At 60.6% G+C, this 18,941-nt stretch carries 17 protein-coding genes and 1 tRNA gene; all 18 read right to left on the reverse strand.

What is annotated here, in order from left to right; translation table 11 throughout:
* Window positions 1-4: 4 nt before the first annotated feature.
* The 18 genes from pheT to OTERR_RS11170 all read right to left on the reverse strand — a co-directional run bounded on the left by pheT (window position 5) and on the right by OTERR_RS11170 (window position 18,939).
* On the reverse strand, window positions 5-2,374 hold the full coding sequence (pheT, locus tag OTERR_RS11085) for a phenylalanine--tRNA ligase subunit beta (protein ID WP_149425778.1): 2,370 nt from the start codon (window positions 2,372-2,374) through the stop codon (window positions 5-7).
* Between the two features lie 57 nt (window positions 2,375-2,431).
* Window positions 2,432-3,475, reverse strand: coding sequence for a phenylalanine--tRNA ligase subunit alpha (gene pheS, locus OTERR_RS11090; RefSeq protein WP_149425779.1), 1,044 nt, complete (start codon window positions 3,473-3,475; stop codon window positions 2,432-2,434).
* A 110-nt stretch (window positions 3,476-3,585) separates the two neighbouring features.
* A complete protein-coding gene (rplT, locus tag OTERR_RS11095; protein WP_054622069.1) occupies window positions 3,586-3,945 on the reverse strand; it encodes a 50S ribosomal protein L20 in 360 nt (119 codons plus the stop codon).
* Between the two features lie 17 nt (window positions 3,946-3,962).
* Entirely contained in the window at window positions 3,963-4,160 is a 198-nt protein-coding gene (rpmI, locus tag OTERR_RS11100; protein WP_054622068.1) for a 50S ribosomal protein L35, read from the reverse strand.
* A gap of 120 nt (window positions 4,161-4,280) precedes the next feature.
* A complete protein-coding gene (gene infC, locus OTERR_RS11105) occupies window positions 4,281-4,826 on the reverse strand; it encodes a translation initiation factor IF-3 (RefSeq protein WP_082397225.1) in 546 nt (181 codons plus the stop codon).
* A gap of 26 nt (window positions 4,827-4,852) precedes the next feature.
* On the reverse strand, window positions 4,853-6,772 hold the full coding sequence (gene thrS / locus OTERR_RS11110) for a threonine--tRNA ligase (RefSeq protein WP_149426523.1): 1,920 nt from the start codon (window positions 6,770-6,772) through the stop codon (window positions 4,853-4,855).
* 179 nt (window positions 6,773-6,951) lie between these two features.
* A tRNA-Val gene (locus OTERR_RS11115) sits at window positions 6,952-7,028 on the reverse strand.
* Between the two features lie 72 nt (window positions 7,029-7,100).
* Complete coding sequence (locus OTERR_RS11120; RefSeq protein ID WP_149425780.1) at window positions 7,101-7,901, reverse strand: 3'-5' exonuclease; 801 nt, start codon at window positions 7,899-7,901, stop codon at window positions 7,101-7,103.
* Window positions 7,902-7,918: 17 nt separating this feature from the next.
* Complete coding sequence (gene cysM / locus OTERR_RS11125; RefSeq protein ID WP_149425781.1) at window positions 7,919-8,818, reverse strand: cysteine synthase CysM; 900 nt, start codon at window positions 8,816-8,818, stop codon at window positions 7,919-7,921.
* Window positions 8,811-9,806, reverse strand: a complete 996-nt coding sequence (gene rfaD, locus OTERR_RS11130; protein ID WP_149425782.1) for an ADP-glyceromanno-heptose 6-epimerase — start codon at window positions 9,804-9,806, stop codon at window positions 8,811-8,813. Before rfaD ends, cysM begins: the two co-directional genes overlap by 8 nt.
* A gap of 10 nt (window positions 9,807-9,816) precedes the next feature.
* Window positions 9,817-10,761 carry a D-glycero-beta-D-manno-heptose-7-phosphate kinase gene (gene rfaE1 / locus OTERR_RS11135; RefSeq protein ID WP_149425783.1) on the reverse strand — a complete coding sequence of 315 codons (945 nt, stop codon included), beginning with the start codon at window positions 10,759-10,761 and terminating at the stop codon, window positions 9,817-9,819.
* A gap of 33 nt (window positions 10,762-10,794) precedes the next feature.
* On the reverse strand, window positions 10,795-12,120 hold the full coding sequence (locus OTERR_RS11140; protein WP_054622063.1) for a UDP-glucose dehydrogenase family protein: 1,326 nt from the start codon (window positions 12,118-12,120) through the stop codon (window positions 10,795-10,797).
* 45 nt (window positions 12,121-12,165) lie between these two features.
* Window positions 12,166-13,335 carry a lipopolysaccharide assembly protein LapB gene (gene lapB / locus OTERR_RS11145; RefSeq protein ID WP_149425784.1) on the reverse strand — a complete coding sequence of 390 codons (1,170 nt, stop codon included), beginning with the start codon at window positions 13,333-13,335 and terminating at the stop codon, window positions 12,166-12,168.
* Window positions 13,336-13,341: 6 nt separating this feature from the next.
* Complete coding sequence (locus OTERR_RS11150) at window positions 13,342-13,638, reverse strand: LapA family protein (protein ID WP_149425785.1); 297 nt, start codon at window positions 13,636-13,638, stop codon at window positions 13,342-13,344.
* Between the two features lie 158 nt (window positions 13,639-13,796).
* Window positions 13,797-14,081 carry an integration host factor subunit beta gene (locus OTERR_RS11155; protein ID WP_149425786.1) on the reverse strand — a complete coding sequence of 95 codons (285 nt, stop codon included), beginning with the start codon at window positions 14,079-14,081 and terminating at the stop codon, window positions 13,797-13,799.
* Between the two features lie 79 nt (window positions 14,082-14,160).
* Complete coding sequence (rpsA, locus tag OTERR_RS11160) at window positions 14,161-15,855, reverse strand: 30S ribosomal protein S1 (protein ID WP_054622060.1); 1,695 nt, start codon at window positions 15,853-15,855, stop codon at window positions 14,161-14,163.
* Between the two features lie 188 nt (window positions 15,856-16,043).
* Window positions 16,044-18,002 carry a bifunctional 3-phosphoshikimate 1-carboxyvinyltransferase/cytidylate kinase gene (locus tag OTERR_RS11165; protein WP_149425787.1) on the reverse strand — a complete coding sequence of 653 codons (1,959 nt, stop codon included), beginning with the start codon at window positions 18,000-18,002 and terminating at the stop codon, window positions 16,044-16,046.
* Window positions 18,003-18,054: 52 nt separating this feature from the next.
* Window positions 18,055-18,939 carry a prephenate dehydrogenase gene (locus OTERR_RS11170; RefSeq protein WP_149425788.1) on the reverse strand — a complete coding sequence of 295 codons (885 nt, stop codon included), beginning with the start codon at window positions 18,937-18,939 and terminating at the stop codon, window positions 18,055-18,057.
* Between the last annotated feature and the right edge of the window lie 2 nt (window positions 18,940-18,941).

Genomic DNA, 18,941 nt, shown 5'->3' on the forward strand with positions numbered 1-18,941 from the left:
CTGATTAGGTGCGGAGTTTCGCCCCGACGTCCCGCTCCAATGCGGAGAGCAGTTGGGCGAACGCGGCATCGACCTCCGCATCCTGCAAAGTTTTTTGAGTATCTTGCATAACTATGCGGAATGCAAGGCTTTTTTCCCCTTCACCCACCCCTTTTCCGGTGTACACATCGAACAACTGAATGTCTTGGACGATGCCGCAGCGCTGCCGCCCCAATACCGCCATGACCTCGGCAAAAGGCGTTTCCACAGGCAGGACCACCGCGAGGTCGCGCACCACTGCCTGGTACTTTGAAACTTCGGCAAACGCAGGCAGACGGGTATCGATCAGCGGCGCAAGATCCAGTTCAAAGACAAGTGGCGCAACGGGCAAATCGTACTTTTGCACCCACTCCGGGTGAAGTTCGCCAATAACACCGATTTCACCATCTTCCAGGCAGACGCGTGCGGAACGGCCAGGGTGCAGTGCCGGGTGAACTGCTTTTTCAAAACGCACTGCCATGGGCTGAAGCAGGAATTCCAGATCCGCTTTCAGGTCGTAGAAATCCACGGGGCGGGAGGCCACCCCCCATTGCTCCGCTAACACGCCGCCGTAGGCGAGCCCCGCCAGCTTCCAGGGCTGACGAAAACCAGTAGGTTCTACCGCGTCACGCCAGAAGCAGCGCCCCGCTTCAAATAAACGCACCCGGTTTTGCTTGCGCTTGAGATTGGTGCTCAGATTTTCCACCAACCCAGCAATCAGGGTAGTGCGCATCACCGCCAGCTGGCTGGCTATCGGATTAGCCAAGCGGATCGGCGTGGTATTGGCGGCAAAGTCCGCCTCCCAGGCTTCTTCGACGAAGGCGAAATTGACCACTTCCTGGTAGCCTCGGCTGGCCAACAACTGTTTAACGCTAGTGACCGAGCGATGACTTTCACTAAGCGGCAGCATTGCCAGACTGCCCTGCGGCGCCGGGGATGGGATGTTGTCGTAACCGTGCAGCCGAGCCAATTCCTCGATCAGATCCTCTTCGATCTCGATGTCGAAGCGGTAGGATGGGGGGATAACGATGTAATCGCTCCCTTCTTCCCGAACGTCCAGTCCAAGATTGTGCAAATGACGGGCAATATCGGCCGCAGGCAGATCGATGCCGAGCACCTTGGCTACCCGGGCGGGGCGCAAGCGGACCGGAGAACGCTGGGGCAGCTCCGCCCGCGCCTCTTCGACCGGCCCAGCCTGACCGCCGCAAAGCTCCAGAACCAACTGGGTCGCCCGCTCCAGTGCTCGCGGCGCCAGTTCGAAATCCACTCCGCGCTCGAAGCGGTGAGAGGCATCGGAAGAAAAACCGTAGCGGCGCGCCCGACCCGCAATGGCCGCAGGCGCGAAGAACGCCGATTCGAGGAACAGATCCCTCGTTTCCAGGGTGATGCCGCTCTCCTCGCCCCCCATGATGCCGGCCACGGCGAGGGGCTTGGCGTCGTCAGCGATAACGAGAACATCCTCACTCAGGGTCAGGGTCTGGCCATTGAGGATCTCCAACTGCTCGCCGGCTTTGGCCAGGCGAGCCCGAACAGTGCCGGTAAGCTTGGCGTCATCGAAAGCATGGAGTGGCTGCCCGAGTTCGAGCATGACGTAGTTGGTGATATCCACCAGGACAGAAATCGAACGGATGCCGCTGCGTTCAAGGCGGCGTACCATCCAGTCGGGTGTAGCCGCCTTGGCATCCACGCCGCGAATGATGCGACCGCAGTAACGCGGACAGGCCGCCGGCGCTTCCAGGGCCACCGCACGGCGATCAGCAATCGTGGCGGGAACGGGGGAGATTGCCGGGAGGCTGGCGGCCGTGCCAGTGAGGGCAGCCACTTCGCGAGCGATACCGGTCAGCGATAGGCAATCGGCCCGATTGGGCGTCAATTTGAGGGTGAAGCACTGATCGTCCAGGTCCAGATATTCCCGGATCGAAACGCCTACCGGGGCATCCTCAGGCAGCACTAGCAAGCCAGAGGATTCTTCGGCCACACCCAGTTCCTTGGCCGAGCAGAGCATGCCGGAAGACTCAATGCCACGCACCTTGGCTACCTTAATGGTGAAATCCCCAGGCAGCACGGCACCCGGCTGGGCACACGGCACTTTCAGGCCAGGAGCAACGTTCGGCGCACCGCAGACGATCTGCTTCAGGTCGCCGCCACCGACATCCACCTGGCAAACGTTGAGACGATCCGCATCGGGATGCTTGACCACTTCCTTGACCTGGGCCACCACAACCTGGGTGAAAGCAGGAGCAACCGGGTCCAGCTCTTCCACTTCCAGGCCGGCCATGGTCAGGAGGTGGGACAAGGCAGCGGTGTCGAGTGCCGGATTGACGAGGCTGCGCAGCCAGGATTCAGAGAATTTCATACGTCCTCGGGGATATTCGGTAATGGCGCGATGGGCAGATCGGGCAATAAGACGGATTCAGACGAACTGCTTGAGGAAGCGCAGATCGCCGTCGAAGAATAGGCGCAGGTCGTTGACGCCGTAGCGCAGCATGCTGAGGCGATCCGGCCCCATGCCAAAAGCAAAGCCGGTATAGGCCTCGGGGTCGATGCCAGCATGACGCAGCACGTTGGGATGGACCATGCCGCAGCCGGCGATCTCCAGCCAGCGGCCTTTCAGCGCGCCGCTCATGAAGGCCACATCGATCTCGGCAGAAGGCTCGGTGAAGGGGAAGAAAGAAGGGCGGAAACGCACCTGCAGGTCATCGCTCTCGAAAAAGCGGCGCAGGAAGTCGGCAATCACACCCTTCAGGTCAGCAAAGGAAACGTTCTGCCCCACCCATAGACCTTCGACCTGGTGGAACATGGGAGAGTGAGTGGCATCGGAGTCGACGCGATAAACCCGTCCCGGAGCGATGATGCGGATTTCCGGCATCACCGGCAGATGGGCATACTTGGCGACATGGGCCTGCATGTAGCGGGCTTGAATCGGGCTGGTGTGGGTACGCAGCAGCACGCTCTCTTCCACCTTGCCGGACTCGTCCAGAAGATAGAAGGTGTCGTGCATCGAGCGCGCCGGATGGTCTTCCGGCGTGTTGAGCGCGGTGAAGTTGAAAAAATCGGTTTCGATTTCCGGTCCGTCGGCCACTTCGAAGCCGATTGAGCGGAACAGGGCTTCGATACGATCCAGGGTGCGCGAGACAGGATGCAGCCCACCACGGGTTTCCCCACGTCCGGGTAACGTCACATCCAAGGCCTCTTCGGCCAGGCGGGCTTCCAGGGCGGCGCGTTTAAGCGCATCGCGGCGGGCCGTCAGCGCCTCTTCCACTGCGGCCTTGGCCCGGTTGATGGCTGCACCGGCTTCCTTGCGTGCCTCGGGATCGAGTTTCCCCAGGCTCTTCATCAATTCGGTAATCTGGCCGCTCTTGCCCAAAAAGCGGGCCTTGGCCTGCTCCAGGGCGTCCCCGGTTTCAGCGCCGGCGAAGGCGCTGCGCGCCTCTTCAATGATTCTTTCGAGTTCCATGGCGGGTTTCAGCAAGGCAAGAAAGTTAGGGCAACAGGCCAACAAACAACAGAAAAGCAACAGCAGAAAAAAAAGGAGGCTTTCGCCTCCTTTTCGGGTTCCCTTTCGGGTCAGGCAGCGAGGCTCGCCTTGGCCTGATTGGCCAGCTGGGCAAACGCCGCCTTGTCGAAGACCGCCAGATCGGCGAGAACCTTACGGTCCACTTCGATCTGCGCCTTCTTCAGGCCATTCATGAACGTGCTGTACTTCAGGCCCACTTCCCGGGCGGCCGCGTTGATACGGGCAATCCACAGGGCGCGGAACTGACGCTTGCGCTGACGACGGTCGCGGTAAGCATACTGACCGGCCTTCATCACCGCCTGTTTGGCGATGCGATAGACGTTCTTGCGGCGACCACGGTAACCCTTGGCTTGAACCAGGATCTTCTTGTGACGGGCGCGGGCCGTCACACCACGTTTGACTCGGGGCATCTTTCGTTCTCCTTAGCTTAGGCGTAGGGCATCATCGACCGCACCTGGGCCGTATCGGAATCGTGCACCTGGCACATCCCGCGCAGCTGGCGCTTGGACTTGGTGGTCTTTTTGGTCAGGATGTGGCGCTTGAACGCCTGGGAACGCTTGATGCTCCCGCTCGAGCGGACCTTGAAGCGCTTTTTGGCGCCGCTCTTGGTCTTCATCTTGGGCATGTGAATGCTCCGTTTATTTGATGCCTGCCAGGCGGCTTCCGACGGAAGCACTTTCTCGGCCTATCAGGCACTTATGGGCCCCAATGTTCCGGGGCCAATCCTGCATGATCGCAAAGGGCCTTACGGCTTCTTCTTGATCGGGGCCAGCATCATCACCATCTGGCGCCCTTCCATCTTGGGCATCTGCTCGACCTGGGCATAGGGCTCCACGTCGGCCTTGAATCGTTCCAGCTGGCGCATACCAATTTCCTGGTGCGCCATTTCCCGACCACGGAAGCGCAAGGTCACCTTGACCTTATCCTCCTCCTGGAGGAAGCGGATCATGTTGCGCAGCTTGATCTGGTAATCGTTCTCGTCGGTGCCGGGACGGATTTTGATTTCCTTCACCTGCACCTGCTTTTGCTTCAGCTTGGCCTCGTGCGCCTTCTTAGCTTCCTGGTACTTGAACTTGCCGTAATCCATGATCCGGCACACAGGGGGCTTTGCCAGCGGGGCAATTTCCACCAGTTCAAGACCAGCCTCATCGGCCATCTGCATTGCGTTGCGGGTCGTTACAACGCCCAGTTGTTCCCCATCCTCGCCGATCAACCGGATTTCCGGGACATTGATCTCGTGGCCGATGCGGTGACTCTTGTTGAGTGCTATGGTTTTCGCTCCGAAAGTCATCCCCCGCAATCAACGGGGGACAAAAACTAAGCCGTGCCTTTTCGCGCCGCAATCTCCTTCTGGAGACGCTCCACCAGAACACTCAAGGGCAACTGCCCGAGATCCTGGCCACCGCGAATTCGCACGGCCACCATGCGCTCCGCCTTTTCCTTATCACCCACGATGAGCTGATAGGGCTGGCGGTGATTTACGCTATGCTCGCGAATTTTATAGGTAATTTTCTCATTCCGCAAATCCGCCTCACCCCGGATGCCCGCCTGGCGCAGGGCTTTCACCACTTCTTCAGCGTAATCGGCTTGTTTTTCGGAAATATTCAACACTACCGCCTGAACCGGCGCCAGCCATAACGGCAGCGCCCCGGCATAGTTTTCCACCAGAATACCGATGAAGCGCTCCAGGGAACCCAGGATGGCGCGATGAAGCATAACCGGAACCTTACGGCTGTTGTCAGCCGCTACGTACTCAGCCCCCAGGCGACCAGGCATGGAAAAGTCAACCTGCATGGTGCCGCACTGCCAGGAGCGGCCGATGGCATCCTTGATGTGGAATTCGATCTTCGGGCCATAGAACGCCCCCTCGCCCGGCAACTCCTCCCACTCCAGGCCGGAGGCCTTGAGCCCGGCGCGCAGAGCATCCTCAGCCTTGTCCCAAATCTCGTCGGAACCGACACGCCCATCCGGGCGTAGCGCTAATTTGACCGCCACGTGGTGGAAGCCGAAGTCGGCATATACCTTTTTAACCAGCGCATTAAAGGCCGTCACCTCAGCCTCGATCTGATCTTCGGTGCAGAAGATATGACCATCATCTTGGACGAAGCCGCGCACCCGCATCAGACCGTGCAGCGCACCCGAGGGCTCGTTGCGATGGCAGGAACCGAACTCACCGTAGCGCAGAGGCAGATCCCGGTAGGAGCGCAGGTCGGAATTGAACACCTGTACGTGCCCCGGGCAGTTCATCGGTTTGATCGCGTAGTCGCGCTTTTCCGATTCGGTGGTGAACATGTTGTTCTTGTAGTGCTCCCAGTGGCCGGACTTCTCCCACAGGGAACGATCAAGAATCTGCGGGCAACGAATCTCCTGGTAGCCGTTTTCCCGATACACATTGCGCATGTACTGCTCGATTTCCTGCCAGATGGCCCAGCCCTTGGGGTGCCAGAACACCATGCCCGGCGCCTCGTCCTGCATGTGGAACAGATCCAAGTGCTTACCCAGGCGGCGGTGATCCCGCTTTTCGGCCTCTTCCAGCATGTGCAGGTAGGCATCCTGCTCATCTTTCTTAGCCCAGGCCGTACCGTAGATGCGCTGCAGCATCTCGTTCTTGGAGTCGCCACGCCAGTAGGCGCCAGCGACCTTCATCAGCTTGAAGACCTTGAGCTTGCCAGTGGAGGGCACGTGGGGGCCGCGACACAGGTCGACGAAATCGCCCTCTCGGTATAGGGAAACCTCCTGATCGGCGGGAATCGCCCCAATCAGCTCCGCTTTGTACTTCTCTCCCAGGGACAGGAAGAACTTCACTGCGTCATCCCGCGACCAGACCTCCCGAGAGACCGGAATATCGCGCTTGGCCAGCTCGGCCATCTTCTTCTCAATGGCATCCAGATCCTCGGGCGTAAATGCCCGGGTATAGGCGAAGTCGTAGTAGAAGCCGTTGTCGATGACCGGCCCGATGGTCACTTGCACCGCGGGGAACAGTTCCTTGACCGCGTAAGCCAGCAGGTGAGCGGTTGAATGGCGAATAACTTCCAGACCATCCGCATCCTTGTCGGTGATGATCGCCAAAGCAGCATCACGATCAATGACAAAGGAAGTATCCACCAGTTTCCCATCGACCTTGCCGGCCAACGCGGCACGAGCCAGACCAGCACCAATGGAAGCCGCAACATCGGCCACGCTTACGGGTTTATCGAAGCTCCGTACGGAGCCATCGGGCAATTGCACATTCACCACGGCGCTGGACATCTTTCCGACCTCACTCAAAAAATCGGCAAAAAAAAAGCGCGGTCTAGGCCGCGCTTTTTTGTACTTGCATTAAACCTGCTACCAGGTTTTCAGGCGAACTCGACCGTTAACAAAACGTTTGGGGCCGGGTAGTTCGGAAGAACATGAATAGCTCGCCTGAAAAATTCTGGTAGGCACGATTGGATTCGAACCAACGACCCCCACCATGTCAAGGTGGTGCTCTAACCAACTGAGCTACGCGCCTAAAGAGGTGCGCATTATATCGGACTTTTCCGACTGCGCAAGAACAATTTCGCGTTTAGGGCAACTTTCTCGTTCACACTGGCCATGCTGCAAGGAATTCCTGCCAGTGGACCTTGTCCAGGGAGGCCAACTGCTCACGGACGAAAGCCACCTCTTCGTCCCGGGTCTGCCGCGAGATTTCCCCCCGCAGCAAACGGAACTGGGTGAACACCAAGTAGGTGTTTACCACGTCGGTTTCGCAATAGTCGCGGATTTCACCAATCCTGCCACCCTGCCACGCCTCCCACACCTTGCCCCCATCCATGCCCAGCTTTCCGGGAAAGCCCATCAGCTTGGCCAAATCATCCAAAGGCGCACTGGCCCGCGGTTGGTAGAGAGCCAGCAGATCCATCAAGTCGAGGTGCCGGGTGTGGTAGCGACTGATGTAGTTGTTCCACTTGAAATCCCGGGAATCAGCATAGTCGCCATCACCCAGATCCCAGTAACGTGGAGCGGAAACGCCATGGATCATGCCCCGGTAGTGCAGCACCGGCAGATCAAAACCACCTCCGTTCCAAGAAACGATCTGAGGGGTGAACTTCTCGATGCCATCATAGAAGCGCTGGATAATCTCACCCTCCCCCTGTTCGGGTTCAGACAAGGACCAGACGCGGAATTCGTTGCCCAAGCGTAGCACACAAGAGATAGTGACCACGCGCTGCAGGTGCAGGGGCAAAAAATCATTGCCATGGCTGACCCGGCGCTTGGCAAATGCCAGTTCGGCAACCTCGTCGTCGGACAGGTCAGCGGAAAGATCATGGAGGCGGCGATAGCCGCCCACGTCGGGGATGGTCTCGATGTCGAAAATCAGCACCGGGGGAGACGCGTTTCTCATCGCTACGCGCTTGGCCGTTAGGCCGGGAAAACACCGGTGGACAGATAGCGGTCACCCCGGTCGCAGATGATCGACACGATGGTTGCGTTTTCCACCTCACGAGCAATGCGCAGCGCAACCGCCAAGGCCCCACCGGAGGAAATCCCGGCAAAGACGCCCTCTTCCCGCGCCAAGCGTCGGGTGATGTCCTCGGCCTCGGCCTGCGATACGGGCTCGACCCGATCCACTCGGGCGCGCTCATAAATGCTCGGCAGGTAGGCCTCGGGCCACTTGCGGATACCGGGGATCTGCGAGCCCTCTGACGGCTCGCAGCCGACGATCTGGATCGACGGATTCTGAGCTTTCAAATAGCGGGAGGTGCCCATGATGGTGCCGGTGGTCCCCATGCTGGAAACGAAGTGGGTGACACGGCCATTGGTATCGCGCCAGATTTCCGGCCCCGTACCCTGGAAATGTGCTTCCGGGTTGTCCGGATTGCTGAACTGGTCGAGCATCACCCCCTTGCCTTCGACCACCATCTTCTCGGCCACGTCCCGGGCCAGTTCCATACCGCCGTCCTTGGGCGTGAGGACCAGTTCGGCACCATAGGCACGCATGGTCTGACGCCGCTCCAGGCTCTGGTTCTCCGGCATGATCAGGATCATGCGGTAGCCGCGGATAGCGGCGGCCATGGCCAGGGCGATGCCGGTGTTACCGGAGGTAGCCTCGATCAGGGTGTCGCCGGGCTTGATCGTGCCACGGCTCTCGGCCCGGGCGATCATCGACAAGGCCGGCCTGTCCTTCACCGAGCCGGCCGGGTTGTTGCCTTCCAGCTTGGCCAGGATGACGTTGCCGCGGGCCTCGATCTCGGCTCCTGGCAGGCGCTGCAGGCGCACCAGGGGGGTATTGCCGACAAAATCCTCTAGGGTCTTATACACGACTGCTCAACCATTTCACGTAATTGGCCACACCTTCCTCGACGGTAGCGAAGGGGGCATCGTAGCCCGCCTCGCGCAGACGGGTCAGATCCGCCTGGGTAAAGGCTTGGTATTTGCCCTTCAGTTGTTCCGGGAAGGGAACATATTCGATCTTTCCGGCGGCACGGAGTTCGTCCAGAGACAGGGCCGCTTGGCCCTCCAGGGCTCGAGCGCCGTTGATCGAGGCCACCGCCACATCGTTGAACGACTGGGCGCGGCCGGAGCCGAGGTTGAAGATGCCCGACACGTTCGGATGGTCGAGGAACCACAGGTTCACCTTGGCCACGTCGCCGACATAAACGAAATCGCGCTGCTGCTCACCCGGACCGTAGCCGTGGGAGCCCTCGAACAGCTTGACCTTCTGGTCTGCCCGGTACTGATGAAAGTGATGGAAGGCCACCGAGGCCATGCGCCCCTTATGATTCTCGCGGGGCCCGTACACGTTGAAGTAGCGGAAACCAACGATCTGGGAACCTGCATCGGGCAGACGGCGGCGGACGACCTGGTCGAACAGGAATTTGGAATAACCGTAAACGTTGAGCGGCGCCTCGTACTGGCGCTCCTCGCGGAATACGCTGCTGCCGCCGTAGGTGGCGGCGCTGGAAGCATAGAGGAACTGGACGTCCTGATCCTGGCACCAGTCGAGCAGGATGGTGGAGTAACGGTAATTGTTCTCCATCATGTAGCGCCCATCGGTCTCCATGGTGTCGGAGCAGGCGCCCTCGTGGAAGATTGCCTCCACGTCGCCGTCGAAATCACCGGCTTGGAGCCGCTCAATGAACTCATGCTTATCCAAGTAGTCGGCGATCTCGCAATCCACCAGGTTTTTGAACTTGTCGGCCTTGGTCAGGTTGTCGACGGCGAGAATATTGGTGACGCCCCGCTCGTTGAGCGCCTTGACGATATTGGCGCCGACGAACCCGGCAGCACCGGTGACGATGGTGTACATGCAAACCTCCTTAAGCCGCGCCGGTCAGCGCAGCATCCAATTCCTGCCGGGTAACAGTCGCTGTTCCAAGCTTCCCGACCACGATGCCACCAGCCAAATTGGCGGCACGTACCGCCTCGGCCCAGCCCGCGCCGCTGGCCAGCATGGCCGCCAGGGTGGCGATCACCGTATCGCCCGCCCCCGAAACATCGAACACTTCCCGGGCCACAGCGGGCTGATGGACCACACCCTCGGCGCTAAACAAGGACATGCCTTCTTCGCTGCGCGTGACCAGCAGCGCCTCCAATGCCAACTCCTGGCGCAGGGTCTGGGCTTTCTCCGTCAGCTGCGCTTCACTCTTCCAGCTACCCGCCACCTGGCGAAACTCGGCGCGATTCGGCGTCAAGACTGTCGCCCCGGCATATTTCGAGTAATCATCCCCCTTGGGATCGACCAATACCTTTTTACCGGCCGCACGTGCCAGCGCGATCATCTCGGCGATATGTGCCAGCCCCCCTTTACCGTAGTCGGACAGGATGACCGCATCCACATCGGCCAAACGCTGAGAAAAATCAGCCAGTTTGGCACGCAGCACCTCATGCGACGGCGTGGTTTCAAAGTCGATGCGCAGCAGTTGTTGCTGTCGGCCGATAACCCGTAGCTTGACCGTCGTATCGATGGCCGCATCGGCATGCAAGCTGGCCACGACCCCCTCCTCTGCCATCAGGGCCTGCAGGCGTCGGCCGGCCTCGTCGTCGCCGACGACAGACAGCAGGCTGACCCTTGCCCCCAGGGCAGCGGCATTACGTGCCACGTTGGCGGCCCCGCCGGGACGCTCCTCGGTACGCTCGACCTTGACGACCGGGACCGGAGCTTCAGGAGAAATGCGCGACACATCGCCGAACCAGTATCGGTCCAGCATCACATCGCCAACGACCAACAGGCGGGTAGCCGTGAAATCGGGAAGACCTTGCATCAAACGACTCGCTAAACGAAAACTCAGCCGGCTTCAGAGGCGGCCGATAGGGAAATATTCGATACCGACACTGCGTGGGAAAGCCGGGTCGTACAGATTGCGACCATCGAACACCACCGGCGACTTGAGGCGCGCTTTGAGCGCATCGAAATCGGGGCTACGGAATTCCTTCCATTCGGTAACGATGGCCAGGGCATCCGCGCCTTCCAGGGCTGCATTGGCGCTATCCACCAGTGCAATCCGCGCGTCGTCACCGAAAATGCGTTTGGCCTCATGGACAGCCACCGGGTCATAGGCGCTCACCGTCGCCCCTGCAGCCAGCAAATCGGCAATCAATTCGCGAGATGGCGCTTCGCGCATGTCGTCGGTATTGGGCTTGAACGCCAGCCCCCACACGGCAAAACGCTTGCCCGTGAGGTTTTCGCCGAAACGCGCCTGGATCTTGCGCGTCAACACGTGCTTCTGTTGGTCGTTGGCTTCTTCAACGGCGTTGAGCACCTTGAGGTCGATCCCGGCTGCATCCTTGGCGGTCTTGAGCAGGGCTTTGACATCCTTGGGGAAGCAGGAGCCACCGTAGCCGCACCCCGGATAGAGGAAGTGATAACCGATGCGCGGGTCGGAACCAATCCCTTGGCGCACCATTTCGATATCGGCTCCGAGCTGCTCGGCCAGATTGGCCAGCTCGTTCATGAAACTGATACGGGTAGCCAGCATGGCATTGGCCGCGTATTTGGTCAGCTCGGCGCTCTTCACATCCATAACGATGAGACGTTCATGGTTGCGCTGGAAAGGCGCATAGAGCGCACGCATCAGATTGATGGCGCGGTCATCATCGGCACCGACGACAATACGATCCGGGCGCATGAAGTCATCCACCGCGGCGCCCTCTTTGAGGAATTCCGGATTGGAGACAACGCTATAGGGCACTGCCACACCACGTTTTTGCAGCTCATCGGCCACCGCAGCTCGCACCTTATCCGCCGTGCCAACTGGAACCGTGGATTTGTCCACGATGACCTTGTAATCCGTCATGCGCTGACCAATGCTGCGGGCCGCCGCAGTAACGTACTGAAGGTCCGCCGAGCCATCCTCGTCAGGCGGGGTGCCGACAGCGATGAACTGAACCGTACCGAACTGCACCGCCTTATCCACATCGGTAGTGAAGTGCAGGCGACCGGCGGCCACATTGCGTTTCACCATGTCGAGCAGGCCGGGCTCATAGATGGGAATACCGCCTTCGTTGAGGATGCGGATTTTTTCCGGGTCCACGTCCAGACACAGCACATCGTTACCCACCTCAGCCAAACACGTCCCGGTCACCAAACCGACATAGCCCGTACCAACAACAGTAACTTTCATCTCAATCCCCTATTCCAGAAATAGCCCGAGCACCCTACGCGTAGCTCAGGCAGAAAAATCCATGTCTTCAGCGCGGCGTGGCGGGTAGGTCTCCCAGCCGCCGCAGGCCGGGCAGCGCCAATAATGTTGACGGGCCTTGAAACCGCACGCGGTGCAACGATTACGTGCATGGCGGCGCGTATGGGCCGAAACCACCGACTTCATCAATTCAGCATCGGCCCGGGCCTGGGCATCCAATTCTTGCAGACGAGCCTCAAGGAACCGGTCAAGCCCGAGCAGTGTCGGGTTGCGCTGCAGTTCGTCCCGTGCCAGCGCCCGAGCGGAAGCGACGCCTTCGTGCTCCAAAACAAAACGAAAAACATGATCGAGCAGGTCCAGGCTGGGATAGCGCTCCTGATAGCCCCGCAACAAATGCAAGCCATCCGCGACCAAGCCCTGTCGCTGATAGGCAGACATCAGCCGGGGAGCGGCCAATGCAAGGTAGACCGGATTCTGGTTCTCGACACGCTGCCAGAGGGTAATTGCATCAGCATCCTTTCCCTCTCGTGCCAGCAGGTCGCCACACAACAAAGTTGCCCGGACACACGCCCGATCAAGCGTCAGAGCCGTCTCCAAGTGGGCACGGGCATCCTCCCACCGCGAATTGGCCATGTCTCGTTCTGCCAACTCGCAATGGTAATGCGCGACTTCTTTTTGCGAGACCAAGCCAGGCATTTCTCCGGCAATCTGGATGGCTCGCTCCCAATCTTTTTCCAACTGGAAAATTTCCAGCAAGGCGCGACGCGCTTCTTCATCCCGAGCGGTACCGCGCAAGCGCGTGAACACTTCCTCCGCCCGATCCAACAAGCCCGCCTTCATATAGTCCTGGCCCAACTCGGACAAGGCCTGGCAGGCAACATCGGCAGGCAGGTACTCACGATCGACCAATGATTGGTGCAAACGGATCGCACGCTCAAGCTCGCCGCGGCGCCGGAATAGGCTACCCAGGGCAAAATGCAACTCGATCGTTTCCGGAGCGACCCGGACAACCTCATTGAATGCATCAATGGCTTTGTCTGGCTCCTCGTTGAGGAGGAAATTCAGCCCCTTGAAGTAGGAGGCCGGCAAAGAGCGGGATTCCCGAACCACCTGCTTGATGTCGACGCGGGCTGCCAGCCAGCCCAGCCCAAAGAAAAGGGGAAAAAGCAGCAGCTGCCAAGTCTGGAATTCAGGCATGGAGAATTACAACTCTCTGGGAGGCTGCACAGGCGTTGCCGCGCCACTCGAAGTGGAAGTAATCCTGGCCAACTGGCGCTGCAGCCGACCGTTCTCCCGTTTGAAACCAAACAGCACGCCTGCCAGCGCTGCCATGCACAAGAGCACACCGGCAACAAAGAACGCCAGCAGGATCATGATCAACGGCGCATTCCAGGCCGTGCCAAAAAAGAACTTCAGCTGGGCAGGTTCCGTATTCTTGATGGCAAAGCCAAGCAGGAGCACAAATACGGCGAAGCGAAACAACCAGAGGGCGATACGCATGGATCAGGCCGCAAGAAGGGGTGATCAGGATAGCGACAGAGGCTTGTAGGCAGCAAGCCCGGCGTGCGCGAATACATTCGCCCGCACCGTGCGGCCGATACAAAAGAAACGGGCAGCGAAAAAATTCGCCGCCCGGAATTTACCACAGGGGAAGAGAGTCAGACGGTCAGATCGACCCGTTCCCTCAACTCCTTGCCAGCCTTGAAGTGAGGCACCCACTTCTCAGGGACGCTCACCTTGTCCCCCGATTTGGGATTTCGTCCCACCCGAGGCGGCCGATAATTCAGCGAAAAGCTGCCGAAACCACGGATCTCGATACGATCACCCCGAGACAAAGCTCCGGACATGGCATCGAGAATCATCTTGACCGCGAAATCGGCATCCTTCGCCACCAGCTGCGGAAAACGCGCCGCGAGCCGGGCGATGAGCTCGGATTTGGTCATGGCAGGGTCATGAAGCAACATGGTATAGCCATGCCGGCCCGACCACGCCGCCAGAGCGGCGCAGCCGGACCAACCGGGATCAGCCTTGCTGGTTCAGCTTGGCCTTGAGCAGGGCACCCAGGTTGGTGGTGCCTGCCGCGCCGGAACCTTCGGAAGCAATCTTCTGCAGCGCTTCGTGTTGTTCGGCGTTATCCTTGGCCTTGATGGAAAGGTTGATCTGACGGGACTTGCGATCCACGTTCACGATCATGGCGTCCACCTCTTCGCCCACCTTCAGCACGGAGGACAGATCCTCGATGCGATCGCGGGAGAATTCGGAAGCACGCAGGTAGCCTTCCACTTCCTCGGACAGGGCAACCACGGCGCCCTTGGCATCCACGCTCTTCACGGTGCCCTTGACCACGGAATTCTTCTCGTGGGTGGCGATGAAGGAGGTGAACGGATCGCCTTCGAGCTGCTTGACGCCCAGGGAGATACGCTCCTTCTCCACGTCGATGGCCAGCACCATGGCTTCCACTTCGTCGCCCTTCTTGAAGGAGCGGATCGCGTCTTCGCCGGTGGTGGTCCAGGACAGGTCGGAGAGGTGCACCAGGCCGTCGATACCGCCAGGCAGACCGATGAACACGCCAAAGTCGGTGATCGACTTGATGGCGCCCTTGACCTTGTCGCCCTTCTTGAAATTGATGGCGAAATCATCCCAGGGGTTGGCCATGCACTGCTTCATACCCAGGGAGATACGGCGGCGGTCTTCGTCGATTTCGAGGATCATCACTTCGACCTCGTCGCCCAGCTGGACGACCTTGGTCGGGTGGATGTTCTTGTTGGTCCAGTCCATTTCGGAGACGTGCACCAGGCCTTCGATACCGGATTCGATTTCCACGAACGCGCCGTAGTCGGTGATGTTCGTGACCTTGCCGAACAGACGGGTACCGGACGGGTAGCGACGGGAGATGCCCACCCACGGATCCTCGCCCAGTTGCTTCAGGCCCAGGGAGACACGGTTCTTCTCCTGGTCGAACTTGAGCACCTTGGCGGTAACTTCGTCGCCCACGGTGAGAACTTCGGACGGGTGACGGACACGACGCCAGGCCAGATCGGTGATGTGCAGCAGGCCATCGATGCCGCCCAGATCCACGAACGCGCCGTAGTCGGTGATGTTCTTGACGATGCCCTTGACGACGGTGCCTTCCTTGAGATTCTCAAGGAGCTTCTGGCGCTCTTCGCCCATGGTCTCTTCGAGCACGGCACGGCGGGACAGCACCACGTTGTTGCGCTTGCGGTCGAGCTTGATGACCTTGAAGTCGAGGGTCTTGCCTTCGTACGGCGTGGTGTCCTTGACCGGACGCATGTCCACCAGGGAGCCGGGCAGGAAGGCGCGCACGCCGTTGACCATGACGGTCAGGCCGCCCTTGACCTTGCCAGTGATGGTACCAGCCACCAGGGTGCCGTCATTGAGGGCGGCGTCCAGCTTATTCCATGCGGCGATGCGCTTGGCGCGATCGCGGGAGAGGCGGGTTTCACCGAAGCCGTCTTCGAGCTGTTCGATGGCAACCTGCACGAAATCGCCAGGGGCAACTTCCAGTTCGCCCTGGTCGTTGAGGAATTCGACGACAGGAACATAGCTTTCGGACTTCAGTCCGGCGTTAACGACCACGAAGTTCTGGTCGACGCGCACCACTTCGGCGGTGATGACCTCGCCCTGACGCATTTCCTGACGGGCAAGGCTCTCTTCGAAGAGCTGGGCAAAGCTTTCCATGGTGAGGGTTTCAGACATGAGGAATTTCCAGTGTCACATACCGTGACGGGGTTAAGTTGAACCACTACCGATCCGCTCCCCGGAGCCGGGGAAGACCTGCGGAATCGGCCCCTGGGGCCCATGAAGACAAAGCCGACCGGAGAACCGGTCGGCTCGACCCATCGAGCACCCCGTGGATGCGGAAACCGAGACGGGCGCCCTGAAAATCAGGAATCCGCGCCGCAGGCCTGCTGCCAGGCCAATACCTGCGCCACCGCTTGTTCGATGGTCAGGTTAGAAGTCTCAAGCAACTGTGCATCCACGTTTTGCTGGAGCGGCGCCACGGCGCGCTGACTATCGCGCTCGTCCCGCGTACGAAGCTCCTGCAAAATCTTATCAAGGCTAGCAGAGAATCCTTTTTCGATCAACTGCTTATAACGGCGCTCCGCCCGTACCTCGGCGCTGGCAGTAAGAAACACCTTCACCCGAGCATCCGGAAAGACCACCGAGCCCATGTCCCGGCCATCTGCCACTAACCCGGGAGCAACACGAAAAGCCCGCTGACGGAAGAGCAACGCTTCGCGTACAGCGGGCAGGGCTGCCACGGCAGACGCCCCTCCAGAGATATCCTCACTGCGAATGGCATCGCCCACGTCCTCCCCTGCCAGACAAACCTCGCCTTCAGCAAAGCTCACATCCAGACTGGCCGCCAAGGCCGCCACACCTGCTTCGTCGTCCCAGGCCACGCCGGCCTTCTGTGCTGCCAGGGCGGTCAGCCGGTACAGGGCACCGGAGTCCAGATAATCCCAGCCCAGGGCAGCGGCCACGCGCGCAGCCACAGTGCCCTTACCGGAGGCGGAAGGGCCATCGATGGCAATCACCGGCGCTACGACGGCCACTTCGGCGAGACGCTCGAAATAGTCCGGGAAGGTCTTGGCCGTACACCCCGGATCGAGGATGCGCAGCGGCGTGGCAAAGGCCGCCAGGGAGAAGCACATCGCCATGCGGTGATCGTCGTAGGTCGCGATTGATGCCGGTTGCAGACGCGGCACCGGGGTGACGCGCAGGTAGTCGGCACCCTCTTCCACCTCGGCGCCAAGCTTGCGTAGCTCGATGGCCATGGCGGCGATGCGGTCGGTTTCCTTGACCCGCCAACTGGCGATGTTGGACAGGGTAGTGGTGCCGTCGGCAAAGAGAGCCACCACCGCCAGGGTCATGGCGGCATCCGGAATGTGGTTGCAATCCATGTTCACCGCCAGGATGCGCCCCCCCTCGGGGCGGCTCGCCTCGATCCAGTTGTCGCCCATGTCGATGCGTGCCCCCATCTTGGCCAGCGCCTCGGCAAAGGCCACGTCGCCCTGGACCGAGTCCCGACCAACGCCCTCGACGCGCACCGGGCCACCGCCGATCAGGCCGGCGGCCAGGAAGTAGGAAGCCGACGAAGCGTCCCCCTCCACATAGATAATCCCCGGGCTGTGGTAGCGGGCCCCGGCGGCCACGGTGAAGCGCTCCCAGCCTTCGCGCTGCACGGTAACGCCGAAGCGGGCCATGGCGGCCAAGGTGATCTCGATGTAAGGCTTGGAAATTAGCTCCCCTTCCACCACTACCGTCACTTGCCGGTCGAGCAAGGGCAAGGCCATCAGCAAACCGGTGAGAAACTGGCTCGAAACGTCACCACGCACCGACACCGTCGCAACGTCGCTGATCGCCGGTGCGTGGATCGCCAAGGGCGGGAAGCCGGGATTTTCCAGGTAATCGATGCGGGCACCGAGCTGGCGCAGGCCATCCACCAGGTCGCCGATCGGCCGCTCGTGCATGCGCGGTACGCCTTTCAGCACATACTCGCCACCGGCCAGGGCCAGGGCTGCGGTCAAGGGGCGGAAAGCGGTGCCGGCGTTGCCTAGGAACAACTCCAGTTGCTTGTTGGGGAAGCCGTTGAACGCCCCCTCGCCACCGATGCCCTTGACCCGATAGGCATGGTGGCCGAGCCGGGTGACCAGCACGCCCAGGGCCTCCAAGGCTTCGAGCATGCGGGCCGTGTCGTCGGATTCGAGCAGGTCGCGCACCTCGGTCTCGCCGTCGGCCAGGGCCGCCAGCAGCAAGATCCGATTGGACAGGCTCTTCGAGCCGGGCAGGCGCACGGTACCGGAAGAAGACAACAGGCTGGGCAGATCAAGGAATTCCATGGGGTCCTGACGGTAAAAATCGAAAAGAATGGAGGTGATAGCGCCGGTAGGCTCAGACCAGCTTGCCCTCGGCCCAGGCGCGGCGCGCCGTGCGAGCCGAATCGAAGGCGGCCTCCAATGCGGCGCCGTCGCCGCTGGCCAGGGCCTCGCGCAGGGTGGCGAGCTGGGCGGTGTAGCGATCCAGCTCGTCGAGCAAGGCCGCCCGGTTGGCCAGACAGATGTCGCGCCACATTTCCGGATGGCTGGCAGCGATGCGGGTGAAGTCGCGGAAACCCGAGGCGGCAAAGGTGAAGAACATGTCCCGGTCGTCCCGCACCGCCAGGTCGTGGACCAGGGCGAAGGACAACAGGTGTGGCAAGTGGGAAACCGCAGCAAAGACCCGGTCGTGGTCGGCCGGAGTCAAGGTATGCAGCACCGCGCCGCAGGCCCGCCAGGCGTCGCACACCCGGGCTACGGCAACTGACGAGTTTTCCGGCAGGGGGGTCACTACCACCTTGCGATCCCGGTACAGATCGGCCCGCGCCGCTGCCGGGCCACTGTTCTCGGCTCCGGCAATAGGGTGGGCCGGAACGAACTGGCCGACCCGCTCACCGAAGGCGGCATAGGCGTTGGCCACCACGTCGTGCTTGGTGCTGCCGCCATCGGTAACGATGGTCTGCGGACCGAGATGGGGGGCCAAAGCTTGCATAAGAACAGCCATGCCGCCCACCGGGGTGGCGAGCAATACCAGGTCAGCATCCGGCGCCTCGGCGGCGACCGACTCGCCAATGCGATCGATCAGCCCCAGGCGCAGCGCCTCTTCCAACCCCGGCAGGGAACGGCCGAAGCCCACCACTTCATCAACCGCCCCAGCAGCCTTGAGCGCGGCGGCAAAGGAGCCGCCAATCAGGCCAACGCCGAAGATCAGTACCTTGTTCAAGCGAAAGAAATCAGCCATTG

The sequence above is a fragment of the Oryzomicrobium terrae genome (genome assembly GCF_008274805.1).
Classification (GTDB): Bacteria; Pseudomonadota; Gammaproteobacteria; order Burkholderiales; family Rhodocyclaceae; genus Oryzomicrobium; species Oryzomicrobium terrae.